The sequence below is a fragment of the Alistipes intestinihominis genome (assembly GCF_040095975.1).
Lineage (GTDB): Bacteria > Bacteroidota > Bacteroidia > Bacteroidales > Rikenellaceae > Alistipes > Alistipes senegalensis.
This window is the reverse complement of the sequence record NZ_JBBMFL010000016.1, coordinates 66,132-79,181: the sequence shown is the minus strand read 5'-3', so window position 1 is coordinate 79,181 and position 13,050 is coordinate 66,132. Positions and strand designations below refer to the sequence as shown.

Genomic DNA, 13,050 nt, shown 5'->3' with positions numbered 1-13,050 from the left:
TTTAATTCTTCATTTTTAATTTTTAATTACCCGCAGGGTCTTTCCGTTATCGGCCGCCACGGCACGTTTCCACTTCTCGTTGTAGCCCGGGAACTGGATTTTGCCGGGAATCTGCCGTCCGTTGCCGTTGTCCACGAAATGTGCCGGACTTCCGTCGCCGTCGAGAAATGTCAGTACGTCGCCGTGCTCGCTCTTCACATTGCCGTCCATGTATTTCACCAGCAGGTAGTTGTTGAGCCGCTGCCAGCGGTCGAAGAGTTCCTGTGCCGTTTCCACGCTCAGTTGCGTGAGGTAGTTGCGGCGTGCCGCGGGCGACATCCGGCCCACCCGGGCGTCGGTCTTCCGCACGTTGGCCAGCATGTCGTTCTCCCATTTGTCCGCGACCTTGCGGATGTCGGCCGAGATCATGTCGTAGCGCATGTAGGCGAAATTGGTCGTGCGGTTGAAGAGCCAGAACGCCGACGTGGGCGAATATTCCAGCATCGAGCCGTTGCCCTCGCGGAAGCACTCGGGAACCTCCTGCGCCGAGCAGAAGATCGGCGTCAGGCACGAGGTCGCCGCGTCGTCCACGCCGAACCAGAGGATGCCCATGTCGCGCGTCACCTCCGGCCGGGCCTGCGCCACGAACCAGAATCCGGTCTGCTGGGTGGCCGTGGCGCGTTCGTTGACGTAGCTCACGTCGTCCACCTCGAACTCCATCGGACGCCAGCGGTAGGGGCAGTTGTGGCCTCCGGCGCCGATGTCGGCGGTCATGTCCATCGGGGTCCCCTCGTAGTGGTCGCGCATGCAGTCGAAGAGCGTCTTGGGCGATACTTTCGCGCGGGGTTTCACCCACAGCGGCATGCGGTTCTCCTTGTTATGGCCCATCGCATAGTCCGCATACCGGTCCATGTCGTCGGCCACGGTGCGGAAGAAGGCCCACACGCGGGCTTCGCAGGCGCGCATGGCCCCGAAATCGAGGGGTGCATAGGCGTCGCAGAAGCTGAAATCGGCGTCCGGACCGTCGTAATATCCCATCTCGCGGGCGAACGAAATCACGTCGGGCGAGTAGAGGCAGTTTTCGGGATCGTTCTTCGGAAAGGCGGTGATGCGGGCCTGGTTGGCGTGGGCCGAAACATAGCCGTCGGGAATGCGGCGGGCCACCCATACGATGCCTTTCCGGGCGTTGCCGCCCTTGCCGTCGTCCTTGAAACCCTTGCCGATCAGCTCCATGATCCACGCCTCGTCGGGATCGGCGATCGAGAACGATTCGCCGCTCGACGCATAGCCGTAGGTGTTGGCCAGGTCAACGATTACGCCGATCGCCTCGCGGGCGGTCTTGGCGCGCTGCAACGTGATGTAGATCAGCGATCCGTAGTCCATGCGTCCCGTCGAATCCTCCAGTTCGCGGCGGCCTCCGTAGGTCGTTTCGCCGATGATGAGCGAATGTTCGTTCATATTGCCGATGGTCGAATAGGTCTCCCGGACCTGCGGGATGTCCCGGAGGTAGCGGCCCGTGTCCCATTCGTAGACGGGGAGCATCGCTCCGTCCTTGAATTTGCCGCCGGGGGTGTGATACAGCGCGCCGTAGAGCGCGTGGGAGTCGGCCGCATAGGTGACCATCACCGAACCGTCGGTCGAAGCTCCTTTGGTGACGATGAAATTGGTGCAGGCCGATGCCGCGCCGTATGCGACTGCGGCGGTCGCTGCAAGAATCAATCGGAGTTTTTTCATTGTTTTTCAGGTTTTGACACCAAAGATACTAAAAAGAACGGACGGTTCCAAACCCGAATCGCGTATGGCTCAACAAAACGTTCCGGCCCTCTGAAAGTGCCGTTCCGGCACGAAACTGTTCGGAAACGGCGAAAGTTCGCTATATTTGTATCGGATGCGCTGTCTGTACATCCCGGAAATACCCCCCCCCGGAGCGGAGGTAACGAACTGTAATTCATGTTTTTGTATGAAAAAATTCCTGTTGTTGCTCCTCTCCGGGGCGATCTTCGGGGCCTGCTCCGACAGGGCTGCGCACCCGGCTTTGGTGACCGGTGTCGTCATGCCTCCCGAATCGCGGGTCTTCACGCCCGGCGACGGGGTGACCGTCTCGGCCGAGGGCTTCGAGGCCGATGACGAAATCATGTTCGAAATCCATTGGGAGGAGGGCGCCGAGGGGTTCGCCCCGAACGGTTGCGCCAAAGGCGTGCGGGGGATCGTCACGGCGCGCTCCGCCGCGAGCGTCACCTTTCTGGCCCCGGGGCACTACCCTGCTTCGACGGCCACGGTGCTGCTGTTCCGCCGGGGGCATCTGATGCCTTTGGGCAAGATCCGCGTTGCCGACGGAGTTCCGGAATCCGAGGCGCTCTACGGCATTTCGGATTCCGATACGGACGGAGCCGCGATCGACCGCATCGACCTTTCGACGGGCGAAGTGACACGGGTTGCGACGCTCGGTGCCGGCCGGGGAATCGCCTGCGCCGTGGGGCTTCCCGGCTCGGGCTGGATTTGCGGCGTCTGCTCCGGTTCGATGGTCGGTTTCGACCTCACGATGAATTATTATGACGATTTCGGATACCGGAGTTGTCTCTTGGCCGGACAGATCACCGACTCCTCCGTCGGACTCGTTTCCCACGACGCGGGGCGGCTGACGCTGACGACCCGAAGCGTGACCCGCACTCCCTCCGCGGGATCGGTCTCCTGGCAGGTGCCCGACGAGATCGTGCGGACGCTGATCGTGCAGCCTTTCGTGCGGGTCGGCTCCGATCTGCTGCTCGCGCAGCGCAATGCCGACGGCACCTGCATCCCGGTTCTGCTGCGGATTTCCGGCGGCTGGGGACCGGGCGAGGCCGTGGCGGCCGATGCGATGGTTCCGTTCTGGACGGCGGTCCCCTCGGCGGCCGATCCGGACAAGATGGTTCAGGCCGGCGGCTATGCCGTGTCGAAGGAGGGAAGGACGCAGCTGCGGCTGTTCGATCCCGTTTCCGGGTCGTTGGGCGGGCCGTTGTGCGAGGTGGAAGGGACCGTGCTTTCGGTTTCGGAATTCGTCAGAGACGGCAGACCGAAGCTCTGCATGCTGTGCGAGGAGGCGGACGTGCGCCGGATCTGGGTTTACGACCTGCTGTCCGATTCGGGATACCGGCTCCCCGGGGAGTTCGGCTGTTCGCGGATCGTGGCGGCGAAATGACGGCTTTTTTGAGGGTCGGTTTCGTGTTTGTACGAATTTTGCGTATTTTTACCGGGTAAAACTGAAAAAACAATGTCGGATATAGCTTGTCAACTGTCGTTCGTGCGCTCGACGATCCCTGCGGAGGTCACGCTGGTCGCCGTCTCGAAGACCCACCCCGCGGAGATGATCCGCGAGGCTTACGATGCCGGCCACCGCATCTTCGGCGAGAGCCGTCCGCAGGAGCTGCGCGAAAAATACGAAGCCCTGCCCAAGGACATCGAGTGGCACATGATCGGCCACCTGCAAACCAACAAGATCAAATACATCGCCCCGTTCGTGACGCTGATCCAGTCGGTTGACAGCGCCCGGCTGGCCGAGGCCATCCAGCGCGAGGCGGCCAAGTGCGGGCGTTCGATCGGGATTCTTTTGGAGATACACGTCGCCGCGGAGGAGACCAAGACGGGCTGGGACGTGGGCGAATTGATGGAGTACATCCGTACGGCGCCCTTTGCGCAGATGCCGAACGTCTGCGTGCGCGGTGTGATGGGGATCGCCACCAACACCGACGACGGGGAGACGATCCGCCGCGATTTCAACGAACTCCGCCGCTGTTTCGACCTGCTGCAACCCTATTTCGGGGCGCGGTTCGACACGCTGTCGATGGGCATGTCGCACGACTATCCGCTGGCTGTCGAGTGCGGTTCGACGATGGTGCGCGTCGGTTCCCTGATCTTCGGAAACAGAGACTACACGAAATAAATCAAAGACTATGAAAATCGGATTTATCGGATTCGGGAATATGGCGCAGGCCCTCGCGCACGGCCTGGTTCGCGGAAAGGCCGTCGAGGCCGGGAATATCGGCGCCTGCGCACGCGACTGTGCGAAGTTGCAGCGCAATACGGAGCCGCACGGGTTCCGGGCCTTCGACGATGCCGCCTCTGTCGCGGAGTTCGCCGACATCGTGGTCGTCGCCGTGAAACCCTATCAGGTCGAGGCGGTCGTAACCCCCGTCCGGGAACTTCTGGCGAAGAAAATCGTCGTCTCGGTGGCCGCGGGCGTCACGTTCGACGATTACGAGCGGATGCTCCTCCCCGGAACGGCTCACCTATCGACCGTTCCCAACACTCCCGTCTCGGTCTGCGAAGGCATCGTCGTCTGCGAACGCTGCCATTCGCTTTCGGACGCGCAGTGGACGAGCGTGGAGAAACTCTTCTCGACGCTGGGGAGCGTGATTCCGATGGATACCGCCCTGCTCGGGATTTCGAGCACCGTTTGCGGCTGCGGTCCTGCGTTCGTCGCCATGTTCATGGAGGCGCTGGCCGACGGGGCCGTCAAACACGGCGTTCCGCGCGCCGACGCCTACCGGATGGTGAGCCAGATGGTCGCCGGAACGGGGAAACTGCAACTCGCTACGGGACAGCACCCCGGGGTGATGAAAGACGCCGTCTGCTCGCCCGGAGGCACGACGATCGTGGGCGTCGCCGAATTGGAGCACAAGGGGCTGCGCGGTGCGGTCATCGCCGCCGTCGATGCCGTGCAGAACAAGCCCGTCTAAGAGCCGGGTTTTAGGGGCGGCGGGTAGTTTCCCGGCGTCCTGCCCGGTTCTGCGCCCGGATGTGATAATCGTTTTTGGAGAGGGGGCTCGGGGCATATCCCGAGCCCCCTCTCTTATTTGTGCAGTCCGAGTCCGCGCATCAGGCTTTTCCACCAGCGCGAATACCATCTCTTTTTCCGGCGGGGCGCTGCCGGCCGCCAGCTGCCGAGGCAATGGTGTATGGCATAACTTTCGGGAGCGGCTTTCTCGGCATACGCGGCTATGGTCGGCGAAGGATGGATGCGGATGCCCTCGTCCAACTCCTGCGCAACATCCTTGTATTTCAGTCCGGCCGGCCGGGCATGGTATGCCATGATGTCGGGCGCGATGATCTTGTCGTAAAGCGTTCCGTCTTCGCATACGAAACGGCGGCTTTCGTACCAGTCGAGGCAGCGTCGGGTGAAAGGATGGCCCGCCGCGACGCCGAACGCACCCGATTGCAATCCCAATCCCATGTCCGGAAACAGTCCGCCCGTCAGCACCTCCCCCGTTTCCGAAATGCGGCCTTCGGCGACATTGCGGGCCAGCACCGATTCTTCGGTCTCTATGGCGGCGAACATTTCGGCGTCGAGCAGGTCGTCGAACGGTTTGAGCACTTCGACATCGGTGTCGAGGTAGATGCCGCCCTCGTGATAGAGCGCATAGTGGCGGATGTAGTCGGCGGCAAAGGCGTATTTCTTTTGCTCGACCGCTTCCCGGACCCAGGGTACGGAGTTCACGTCGAAACGCCTCTCGTCCCAGCGGACGATTTCGTAACCGGGCAGTATCTCGCGCCACGATTCCATGCACTGCCGGACCCGCTCAGGGTATTTACCCCTCCCCAGCCAGCAAAAATGGATTGTCTTGGGTATCATTCGGGTGGAGTCGTTGAGTTTCACTCCGTGTTACCGCACCCGCAGCGAACGTCCGATGCGCAGGATGGTGGTCGATTTGATACCGTTCAGCCGGCAGAGGTTTGCCACCGTCGTGCCGTGACGGCGTGCGATGGCGCCCAGCGTATCGCCCGAACGGATCTTGTAGTATTTCATGGCCGCTTTTTCGGCGGCTTCCTTCTTGTCCTGCTCCTCGTTGGCGATTTCGTCTTCGAAATCCTGCCCGGCGTTGGAGTAGATGCTGAAGAACGACTTTTTCAGCAGGAACGTCTCGCGGCTCAGCGTGCCATTCTTGAAGTCGATCAGACGCTCGGGGTCGAACGACTGCCCGTAGTAGCGGGTCTCGAAATGGAGATGGGGCCCCGTCGAACGTCCCGTCGAGCCGCCCAGACCGATGATCTGTCCCGCCTCGACCCATTGTCCGGGTTCCACCATGCGCTCCGAGAGGTGTCCGTAGTAGGTCTCCAGCCCGTTGTCGTGGCGGATGATGACGAGGTTGCCGTAGCCGCCCTTGTTGTACTGCGAAATGCGCACGCGGCCGCAGAAGGTGGCGTAGACCGGGTCGCCTGTTTTGAGCGGCAGGTCCACGCCCTGGTGCTGGCGCCGGCGCCGCGGACCGTATTTTCCGTGCGGATGCACCGTGCCCTGATAGGGACAGTGGTAGCAGGTCAGCGAATCCACGAGGTCGATGACCACCGATTTGGGCATGCCCGACATATCGACCTCCCGGTAAGGGAAGAGCGTCGTCGTGTCCCAGTATTTCTCGAAGATGGTGCTGTCCTTGGCGATCTCGCGGTTGCGGACGTATTTCCACGAATTGTTGCTGTAAAGAATCACCTGCACGGCGTCGTTGTCCGTTGCGAGGGTGTCGATCACAGTCAGCCCGTTGGTGTCGAAGATGGATTCGATCTTCGTGGGCCGCAGCCGCAGCTGCAATGCGGCGACGGAGTCTGCGGCGGCCTGTTCGGGGCTGACGACGGGTTCTTCGGTCTCTTCGGCTTCGTTCCTGTCTCCCGAAAGTTCCCCGGCGGTGTGTTCGGCGACGACGAGGCTGCGGAGCGAGTCGATCAGCGACGCCTGCCGGGCCGTCACGGCCAGGAGCGAATCGGCAATGGCGACTTCGCTGTTTTTCGCGGCGGTTTGCGTGCGCGCGTTTTTAGGTTTGCGGGCCGCCGAGGTGAGGACCAGCGAGAGGGCCGCAAGTGTCAACAGGTATTTTTTCATAGTCTTCTATTGTTGTCTGATCAGTTCTTCGGCCGCTTCCAGCGCCTTGTAAAATTCCTCGCCGAAGCGGCGGACGAGCGGCTCCCGAAGGGCTTTGTAGACCGGGATGCCCAGCTTCGCGCCGCACCGGCGGGCCGGGGCGCACACCGACCAGCGGTGGTAGTTGAGCCCCACGGTGCCGTTCGAGAAGCGCATCAGGCGGATCGGATACAGATGGCACGAGATCGGCTTGCGGAACGGGGTTCTGCCCTCCATCCACGCCTTTTCGATGGCGCAGAGCGTCACGCCGTTCTCCGTATAGGTATAGGCGCATTCGGCATCGTTCACCAGCGGCGTGGTCAGGTCGCCGTCTTCGTCTACGACCATGAAACCCTGCCGTTCGACGGCCTCGATGCCTTCGGGCGTCATGCAGGGTTTGTAATTGGGGTATTCGCGTTCGAGGATCTCCACCTCTTCCGCTTCGAGCGGCGCCCCGGCATTGCCCTCGACGCAGCAGATGCCCTTGCACTGCGCGATGTCGCAGGCGAAGCATTCGCGCAGCAGGTCGGCGCTTACGATCTTGTCGTCGATTTCGATCATTTGCGGCACGTGTCGGCGATGATGATGTCGTAGAGTTCCCCGAGCGACATGCCCATTTCGCGGGCCTGCTTGGGGACGATGCTTCCGGCGCTCATGCCGGGAATCGAATTCAGCTCGATGAAGTAGGGCTTTCCGGAGGGGGTTACGATGAAATCGACCCTTACGACTCCCGCACAGCGGCAGGTTTTATAGGCTTCGCGGGTCATGCGGTTCAGTTCGGCTTTGACCTCGGGGGTGATGTCCGCCGGGGTGATTTCGTCGGAATACCCGGCGGTGTATTTAGCCTGATAGTCGAAGAAATCCTTTTTGGAAACGATCTCCGTGATGGGGAAAATGTACTCCTTCCCGCCGGCGATCAGGATTCCGCAGCCCATTTCGCGGCCCGTGATGCACTCCTCGATCAGAATTTCGTCGCCTTGGGCGAATGCCGCGTCGATGGCTGCGGGCAGCTCCTCCGGGGTGTGGACCTTCGTCACGCCGAACGACGAACCGCTGGCGTTGGGTTTTACGAAAAGCGGCATGCCCAGTTCCTCGACGATTTTCGACGCGTCGAACGCCTCGCCCCGGCGCAGGAAAATTTCGCGTGCGAGGTTGACACGGCCCGCCAGCGTGCGTTTGGTGGTGATTTTGTCGAAGGTGATGACCGAGGAGGTCATCGGACACGACGAATAGGGAATGCCCATCATGTCGAGGTATCCTTGCAGCTTGCCGTCCTCGCCGGGCGTGCCGTGGATGATGATGAGGGCATAGTCGAACGATTTTCGTTTACCGTCTACGGTGATCGAAAAGTCGTTCTTGTCCACCTGCCATTGGCGGCCGTCGGGCGTCGTGTGGTGCCAGTCGCGGCCGTGGAGATCGACGACCGTGATGTCGTATTTCGAGTGGTCGAGGGCCGCTTCGATCTGCGCGGCGCTCTGGAGGGCGATCTCCCGCTCGGGCGAATCTCCGCCGGCCAGGAGGGCTATCTTCAAACGTGTCATTTCAGGGGTTGTATATGTCTTTGTATCTGAATTCCAGTATTTCCTGCACCATCCGGGCGAACTGCCGGGCCTCGACGTGTCCGTCGTCGAGCGCCAGCACGCGGTTGAAGTCGTTGAGGGCCGGGCCCCACTCGCCCAGCCGGTAATGGAGTCTGCCGCGCTCGATGTAGAGCTCCGTATTGTCCGGGGCTTCGGCGATCCGTGCCGTGAGGACGGCGATGCGCGATGCGGGGCTCCACAGCCCTTTGCGGCGGATGTAGGCTGCGACGCCCTCGTCGAGCATCTCCGAGGTGTCCTCGCCCCGCCCGATGCGGTCGCGCACGTCCGTCGAGGCGAAATCCTGCAAAGGGGCGTCCGTCAGCAGCGTGATGCGTCCCTCGAATCCTTTCGCCGGCTTGTCGCGCCGCGGGTAGACGTAGACGGGATATTCGAGGATTTTTTCGTACTCCTTCCAGCCGTCGAGCCGGGCGATCTGGTCGCTGCCCATCAGGATCGAGAACTCCATGCCGGACCCGAAGTTCTCCTTCAGGTAACGCAGGGTATTTATTGTGTATGAGGGTTTCGGAAGCAGAAACTCTACGACCGAAGGTTTGATCCGGTCGGGGTATTCCGAGGCTGCGCAGGCGATTTCGGCCATTTCGAAACGGTCCATTTCGGGGGCCAGTTCGTCGGCGGCCTTGTAGGGGCTCTGCGGCGAGACGATCAGCACGACTTCGTTGCACAGCGCTTGCCGGACGGCGTATTCCGCCAGCGCGATATGGCCTTTGTGCACGGGGTTGAACGACCCGAAATAGAGCATCACCCGTTTCATCCTACCGCGCGATAAATTGGTCGAGGATGCCGCAGGTGCCCCCCACGGCCTCTTCGAGGCAGTCGTTGACGACCACATGGTCGAACTCCGGGGCTTTCGTCAGTTCGAATTCGGCCTTGGCCACGCGGCGTTCGATCACCTCCGGAGCGTCGGTGCCGCGGCCGACGAGCCGCCGGCGCAGCTCCTCGATCGAGGGCGGCATGATGAACACCGAGCAGGCGTCGTCGCCGAAGATACGCTTGAGGTTGATGCCGCCGATCACGTCCACGTCGAAGACGATCACGTGGCCCTTGGCCCAGATGCGTTCGACTTCGCTGCGCAGCGTGCCGTAGCAGGTGCCTTTGTAGACCTCCTCCCACTCCACGAAGCGGTTTTCGGCCACGGCCTTGGCGAACTCCTCCTGCGAGAGGAAATAGTAGTCCACCCCGTCGCGCTCCTGTCCGCGGGGTGTGCGGCTGGTCGCCGATACGGAGAATTCCAACTGGGGGTAGCGTTCCAGCAGATGCCGGACGATCGTGGTTTTGCCCGAGCCGCTCGGGGCCGAAAAGATGATTACCTTACCCATCTTAATTAAAAATGAAAAATTAGAAATGAAAAATTGCTTGTTCCCGGGGGATGTTTTCGTCGAATGGGATTTTAATTCTTCATTCTTAATTTTTAATTAGGAATATCTTGTAATAGGTTGATTACAAGATATTCAATACCTGCTCTTTGATCTTTTCCAATTCATCCTTCATCTTGACGACGAGAATCTGGATGTTCGATTCGTTGGCCTTCGACCCCATCGTGTTGATCTCGCGGCCCATCTCCTGGGCGATGAAACCTAATTTGCGGCCTGCGCCCTCCTCCCCTGCGGCCACTTCGCGGAAATATTTGCAGTGGTTCGTCAGGCGCACCTTCTCTTCGGTGATGTCGAGTTTTTCGAGGTAGAAGATCATCTCCTGCTCCAGCCGGTTGCGGTCCACTTCGACGGGGAGTTTCGCCAGATTGTCGAGGATGCGCGTCCGGATGGTCTCCGTGCGGGCCTTTTCGAACGGCACCACTTCGTCGCGGTACCGCTCGATCAGCTCCACGCGGCGCAGCAGGTCGGCGATCAGGATCGCTCCCTCCTGTGTGCGGAATGCGTCGAGCTGTGCGGCGGCGGCCTCCGCGGCGGCGATCAGCGCGGCGTGCTCCTCCTCCGAAATGGCTTCGGATTCGGTGGCTACCACGTCCGGAAGGCGCATGATGACCGGCAGGATGGCGTCGTAATCGGCGTCGATGCCTGCGAACGCGAGCGTGTCGTTCATCTGCCGGAGGTATTCGCGGAACACCTCGCGGTTGATGCGGGCCGAGGTTTCGACGGACTGCGACTCGACCGAGACGAAGACATCGACCTTGCCCCGCTGGATCGTGCGGGCGATGACGTTGCGGAGTTCGTATTCCGACTGGCGGTAGACCGCCGGAAGCCGCAGCGAGAGGTCCAGCTGCTTGGAGTTGAGCGAACGGATCTCGACCGTGATCCGTTTATTTTGAAGTGTGGCTTCGCCCTTGCCGAAGCCGGTCATTGATTTTACCATATGGTGCCGGAACTTGATATTTCCGGCAAAATTAATAAAAACTATCCAAAAAGAGGCGCGTTCCGCTTATGGAATGAAATTTATTTGGCTATCTTTGCGTTTATAAAATTTTTTTCTTTATATTTGTGTTAGCAAACTAACAGTTGGGTATCAGATCATTCAAATCACATACGAAATCATTATGAAAAAGCACAATTTCAATGCGGGACCTTCCATCCTGGCGGACGAGGTCATCGAAAATGCGGCCAAGGCAATTCTCGACTTCAACGGATCGGGGCTTTCGCTGCTTTCGATCTCCCACCGGACGAAGGATTTCGACGCCGTGATGGAGGAGGCCGACCAGCTTTTCCGGGAGTTGCTCCATATTCCGGACAACTACAAGATCATCTATCTGGGCGGCGGTGCAAGTACCTATTTTTATGAAATCCCCGCGAACTTCCTGGGCAAGAAAGCCGGTTATGTGAATACGGGCGTGTGGTCGAAGAAGGCCATCAAGGAGGCCAAGCGTTACGGCGAGGTCGAGGTGCTGGCTTCGTCCGAGGACCGGAACTTCACCTACATCCCGAAGGGATTCGCCATTCCGGCCGACCTGGATTATGTGCATATCACCTCCAACAATACGATCTACGGTACGGAGTACCACGAGGACCTCGCGTCGCCCGTGCCCCTGATCGCCGACATGTCGTCGGACATCCTCTCCCGTCCGGTCGATGTTTCGAAATACGCCATGATCTACGGCGGCGCGCAGAAGAACCTGGCGCCTGCGGGCGTGGCTTTCGGCATCATCCGCGAGGACATGCTCGACAAGATCGTCCGCGACCTGCCGACGATGGTGTCGTTCCGCACCCATGTCGAGAACAACTCGATGTTCAACACGCCGCCCGTCTTCCCGATCTACGTTCTGAAGGAGACCCTGAAATGGCTCAAGTCGATCGGCGGCGTTCCCGAAATCTACCGCCGCAACAAGGAGAAAGCCGCCCTGCTCTACGACGAGATCGACCGCAACCCGCTGTTCCGCGGCACGGTCGTGAAGGAGGACCGCTCGCTGATGAATATCTGCTTCGTGATGGCTGAGGGTTACGAGGGTCTCGCCGACGAGTTTATGACCTTTGCCAAGGAGCGCGGCATGGTCGGCATCAAGGGGCACCGTCTGGTGGGCGGTTTCCGCGCGTCGTGCTACAACGCCCTTCCGAAGGAGAGCGTCGAGGCGCTGGTGGCCTGCATGCAGGAGTTCGCGCAGAAACACGCGAAATAGGCCATGTGCCCGACTATCGTCCCGCTGATGCGGGAGACGAAGAGAGAACAGGATATTTATTTTACGTCATTGATCGATACTATGAAAATACTGGTTGCAACGGAGAAGCCTTTTGCCAAAAAGGCCGTCGATGGAATCCGCGGGATCGTGGAGAATGCCGGCTATGAACTGGCGCTGCTCGAAAAATACACCGACAAGAGCGAGTTGCTGGAAGCCGTGGCCGATGCGGATGCACTCATCGTCCGCAGCGACAAGGTGACTGCCGAGGTCATCGCCGCGGCGAAAAACCTGAAAATCGTGGTCCGCGCCGGTGCGGGTTACGACAACGTGGACCTCGCAGCGGCTTCGGCGCGGGGCATCGTGGTGATGAACACCCCGGGGCAGAACTCCAACGCCGTGGCCGAATTGGCCTTGGCCATGATGATCTACATGTCGCGGAACCGCTTCACTCCGGGCACGGGTTCGGAGATTCAGGGCAAGACCCTCGGCATCCACGCTTACGGCAACGTCGGCAAGCTGGTGGGCCGCAAAGGAAAGGCGTTGGGCATGAATGTTGTCGCATACGATCCGTTCATCGCCGACGAGGCGGTTTTCGAGGCCGACGGCGTGAAGAAGGTGGCGACGGTCGAGGAGCTTTACAAGGCGTCCGACTTCCTCTCGCTGCACATCCCCGCCACGGAGCAGACCAAAGGCTCGATCGGCTATGACCTGCTGATGTCGATGCCCAAGGGGGCCACGCTGGTCAACACCGCCCGCAAGGAGGTGATCGACGAAGCCGGTCTGGTGCGTGCCCTGACCGAGCGCGAGGACCTGAAATACATCACCGACATCGCCGCCGGCAATCAGGCCGAGCTGGACGAGAAGTTCGGCAAGCGGGTTTTCGCCACGGCGAAGAAGATGGGCGCCGAGACCGCCGAGGCCAACATCAATGCCGGTCTGGCTGCTGCCAGCCAGATCGTGGACTTCCTGAAAAACGGCAACACCCGTTTCCAGGTCAACAAATAGTTGATATGTATAATCGGAAAGAGGCGGGTGCG

Annotated in this window: 13 protein-coding genes; 5 read left to right on the top strand and 8 right to left on the bottom strand. The window is 60.4% G+C overall.

Annotation, left to right across the window (positions count from 1 at the left end; all coding sequences use genetic code 11):
- Positions 1-15: 15 nt before the first annotated feature.
- Positions 16-1,713 carry a C69 family dipeptidase gene (locus WMO46_RS12645; RefSeq protein WP_349094456.1) on the bottom strand — a complete coding sequence of 566 codons (1,698 nt, stop codon included), beginning with the start codon at positions 1,711-1,713 and terminating at the stop codon, positions 16-18.
- Positions 1,714-1,939: 226 nt separating this feature from the next.
- Between WMO46_RS12645 and WMO46_RS12640 the strand changes: the two genes are divergently transcribed.
- From WMO46_RS12640 to proC, 3 genes are all read left to right on the top strand, one after another.
- Positions 1,940-3,157 (top strand): WD40-like domain containing protein, encoded by a 1,218-nt coding sequence (locus WMO46_RS12640; protein ID WP_349094455.1) that lies wholly within the window; start codon positions 1,940-1,942, stop codon positions 3,155-3,157.
- Between the two features lie 72 nt (positions 3,158-3,229).
- A complete protein-coding gene (locus WMO46_RS12635; protein ID WP_349094454.1) occupies positions 3,230-3,898 on the top strand; it encodes a YggS family pyridoxal phosphate-dependent enzyme in 669 nt (222 codons plus the stop codon).
- A gap of 10 nt (positions 3,899-3,908) precedes the next feature.
- A complete protein-coding gene (proC, locus tag WMO46_RS12630; protein WP_349094453.1) occupies positions 3,909-4,694 on the top strand; it encodes a pyrroline-5-carboxylate reductase in 786 nt (261 codons plus the stop codon).
- A 113-nt stretch (positions 4,695-4,807) separates the two neighbouring features.
- On the opposite strand, the gene WMO46_RS12625 is transcribed toward proC, so the two are convergent.
- The 7 genes from WMO46_RS12625 to WMO46_RS12595 form a co-directional block, all read right to left on the bottom strand.
- A complete protein-coding gene (locus tag WMO46_RS12625) occupies positions 4,808-5,587 on the bottom strand; it encodes a glycosyltransferase family 32 protein (RefSeq protein WP_349094452.1) in 780 nt (259 codons plus the stop codon).
- Between the two features lie 30 nt (positions 5,588-5,617).
- Positions 5,618-6,829, bottom strand: a complete 1,212-nt coding sequence (locus WMO46_RS12620; protein WP_349094451.1) for a M23 family metallopeptidase — start codon at positions 6,827-6,829, stop codon at positions 5,618-5,620.
- Positions 6,830-6,835: 6 nt separating this feature from the next.
- Positions 6,836-7,408: a DUF3109 family protein gene (locus WMO46_RS12615; protein WP_288660995.1), complete on the bottom strand. Its 573-nt coding sequence runs from the start codon at positions 7,406-7,408 to the stop codon at positions 6,836-6,838.
- Positions 7,405-8,388 (bottom strand): D-alanine--D-alanine ligase, encoded by a 984-nt coding sequence (locus WMO46_RS12610; protein ID WP_349094450.1) that lies wholly within the window; start codon positions 8,386-8,388, stop codon positions 7,405-7,407. The genes WMO46_RS12615 and WMO46_RS12610 overlap by 4 nt, the downstream gene beginning before the upstream one ends.
- Before the next feature lies 1 nt (position 8,389).
- Positions 8,390-9,199, bottom strand: a complete 810-nt coding sequence (gene nadD, locus WMO46_RS12605; RefSeq protein ID WP_349094449.1) for a nicotinate (nicotinamide) nucleotide adenylyltransferase — start codon at positions 9,197-9,199, stop codon at positions 8,390-8,392.
- 1 nt (position 9,200) lies between these two features.
- A complete protein-coding gene (gene gmk, locus WMO46_RS12600; RefSeq protein ID WP_019150145.1) occupies positions 9,201-9,764 on the bottom strand; it encodes a guanylate kinase in 564 nt (187 codons plus the stop codon).
- A 121-nt stretch (positions 9,765-9,885) separates the two neighbouring features.
- Complete coding sequence (locus WMO46_RS12595) at positions 9,886-10,746, bottom strand: YicC/YloC family endoribonuclease (protein WP_026076393.1); 861 nt, start codon at positions 10,744-10,746, stop codon at positions 9,886-9,888.
- A 193-nt stretch (positions 10,747-10,939) separates the two neighbouring features.
- On the opposite strand from WMO46_RS12595, the gene serC reads away from it, so the two are divergent.
- Together serC and WMO46_RS12585 are read left to right on the top strand one after the other, a co-directional pair.
- Positions 10,940-12,013 (top strand): 3-phosphoserine/phosphohydroxythreonine transaminase, encoded by a 1,074-nt coding sequence (serC, locus tag WMO46_RS12590; RefSeq protein WP_019150147.1) that lies wholly within the window; start codon positions 10,940-10,942, stop codon positions 12,011-12,013.
- An 81-nt stretch (positions 12,014-12,094) separates the two neighbouring features.
- Positions 12,095-13,018 (top strand): 3-phosphoglycerate dehydrogenase, encoded by a 924-nt coding sequence (locus WMO46_RS12585; RefSeq protein WP_019150148.1) that lies wholly within the window; start codon positions 12,095-12,097, stop codon positions 13,016-13,018.
- Positions 13,019-13,050: the final 32 nt, after the last annotated feature.

Coding starts and splice junctions, on each gene's coding strand:
- serC (WP_019150147.1), top strand. CDS start 10,940: ATGAAAAAGCACAATTTCAATGCGGGACCTTCCATCCTGGCGGACGAG.
- WMO46_RS12645 (WP_349094456.1), bottom strand. CDS start 1,713: ATGAAAAAACTCCGATTGATTCTTGCAGCGACCGCCGCAGTCGCATAC.
- WMO46_RS12585 (WP_019150148.1), top strand. CDS start 12,095: ATGAAAATACTGGTTGCAACGGAGAAGCCTTTTGCCAAAAAGGCCGTC.
- WMO46_RS12635 (WP_349094454.1), top strand. CDS start 3,230: ATGTCGGATATAGCTTGTCAACTGTCGTTCGTGCGCTCGACGATCCCT.
- proC (WP_349094453.1), top strand. CDS start 3,909: ATGAAAATCGGATTTATCGGATTCGGGAATATGGCGCAGGCCCTCGCG.
- WMO46_RS12615 (WP_288660995.1), bottom strand. CDS start 7,408: ATGATCGAAATCGACGACAAGATCGTAAGCGCCGACCTGCTGCGCGAA.
- nadD (WP_349094449.1), bottom strand. CDS start 9,199: ATGAAACGGGTGATGCTCTATTTCGGGTCGTTCAACCCCGTGCACAAA.
- WMO46_RS12610 (WP_349094450.1), bottom strand. CDS start 8,388: ATGACACGTTTGAAGATAGCCCTCCTGGCCGGCGGAGATTCGCCCGAG.
- WMO46_RS12620 (WP_349094451.1), bottom strand. CDS start 6,829: ATGAAAAAATACCTGTTGACACTTGCGGCCCTCTCGCTGGTCCTCACC.
- WMO46_RS12625 (WP_349094452.1), bottom strand. CDS start 5,587: ATGATACCCAAGACAATCCATTTTTGCTGGCTGGGGAGGGGTAAATAC.
- gmk (WP_019150145.1), bottom strand. CDS start 9,764: ATGGGTAAGGTAATCATCTTTTCGGCCCCGAGCGGCTCGGGCAAAACC.
- WMO46_RS12595 (WP_026076393.1), bottom strand. CDS start 10,746: ATGACCGGCTTCGGCAAGGGCGAAGCCACACTTCAAAATAAACGGATC.
- WMO46_RS12640 (WP_349094455.1), top strand. CDS start 1,940: ATGAAAAAATTCCTGTTGTTGCTCCTCTCCGGGGCGATCTTCGGGGCC.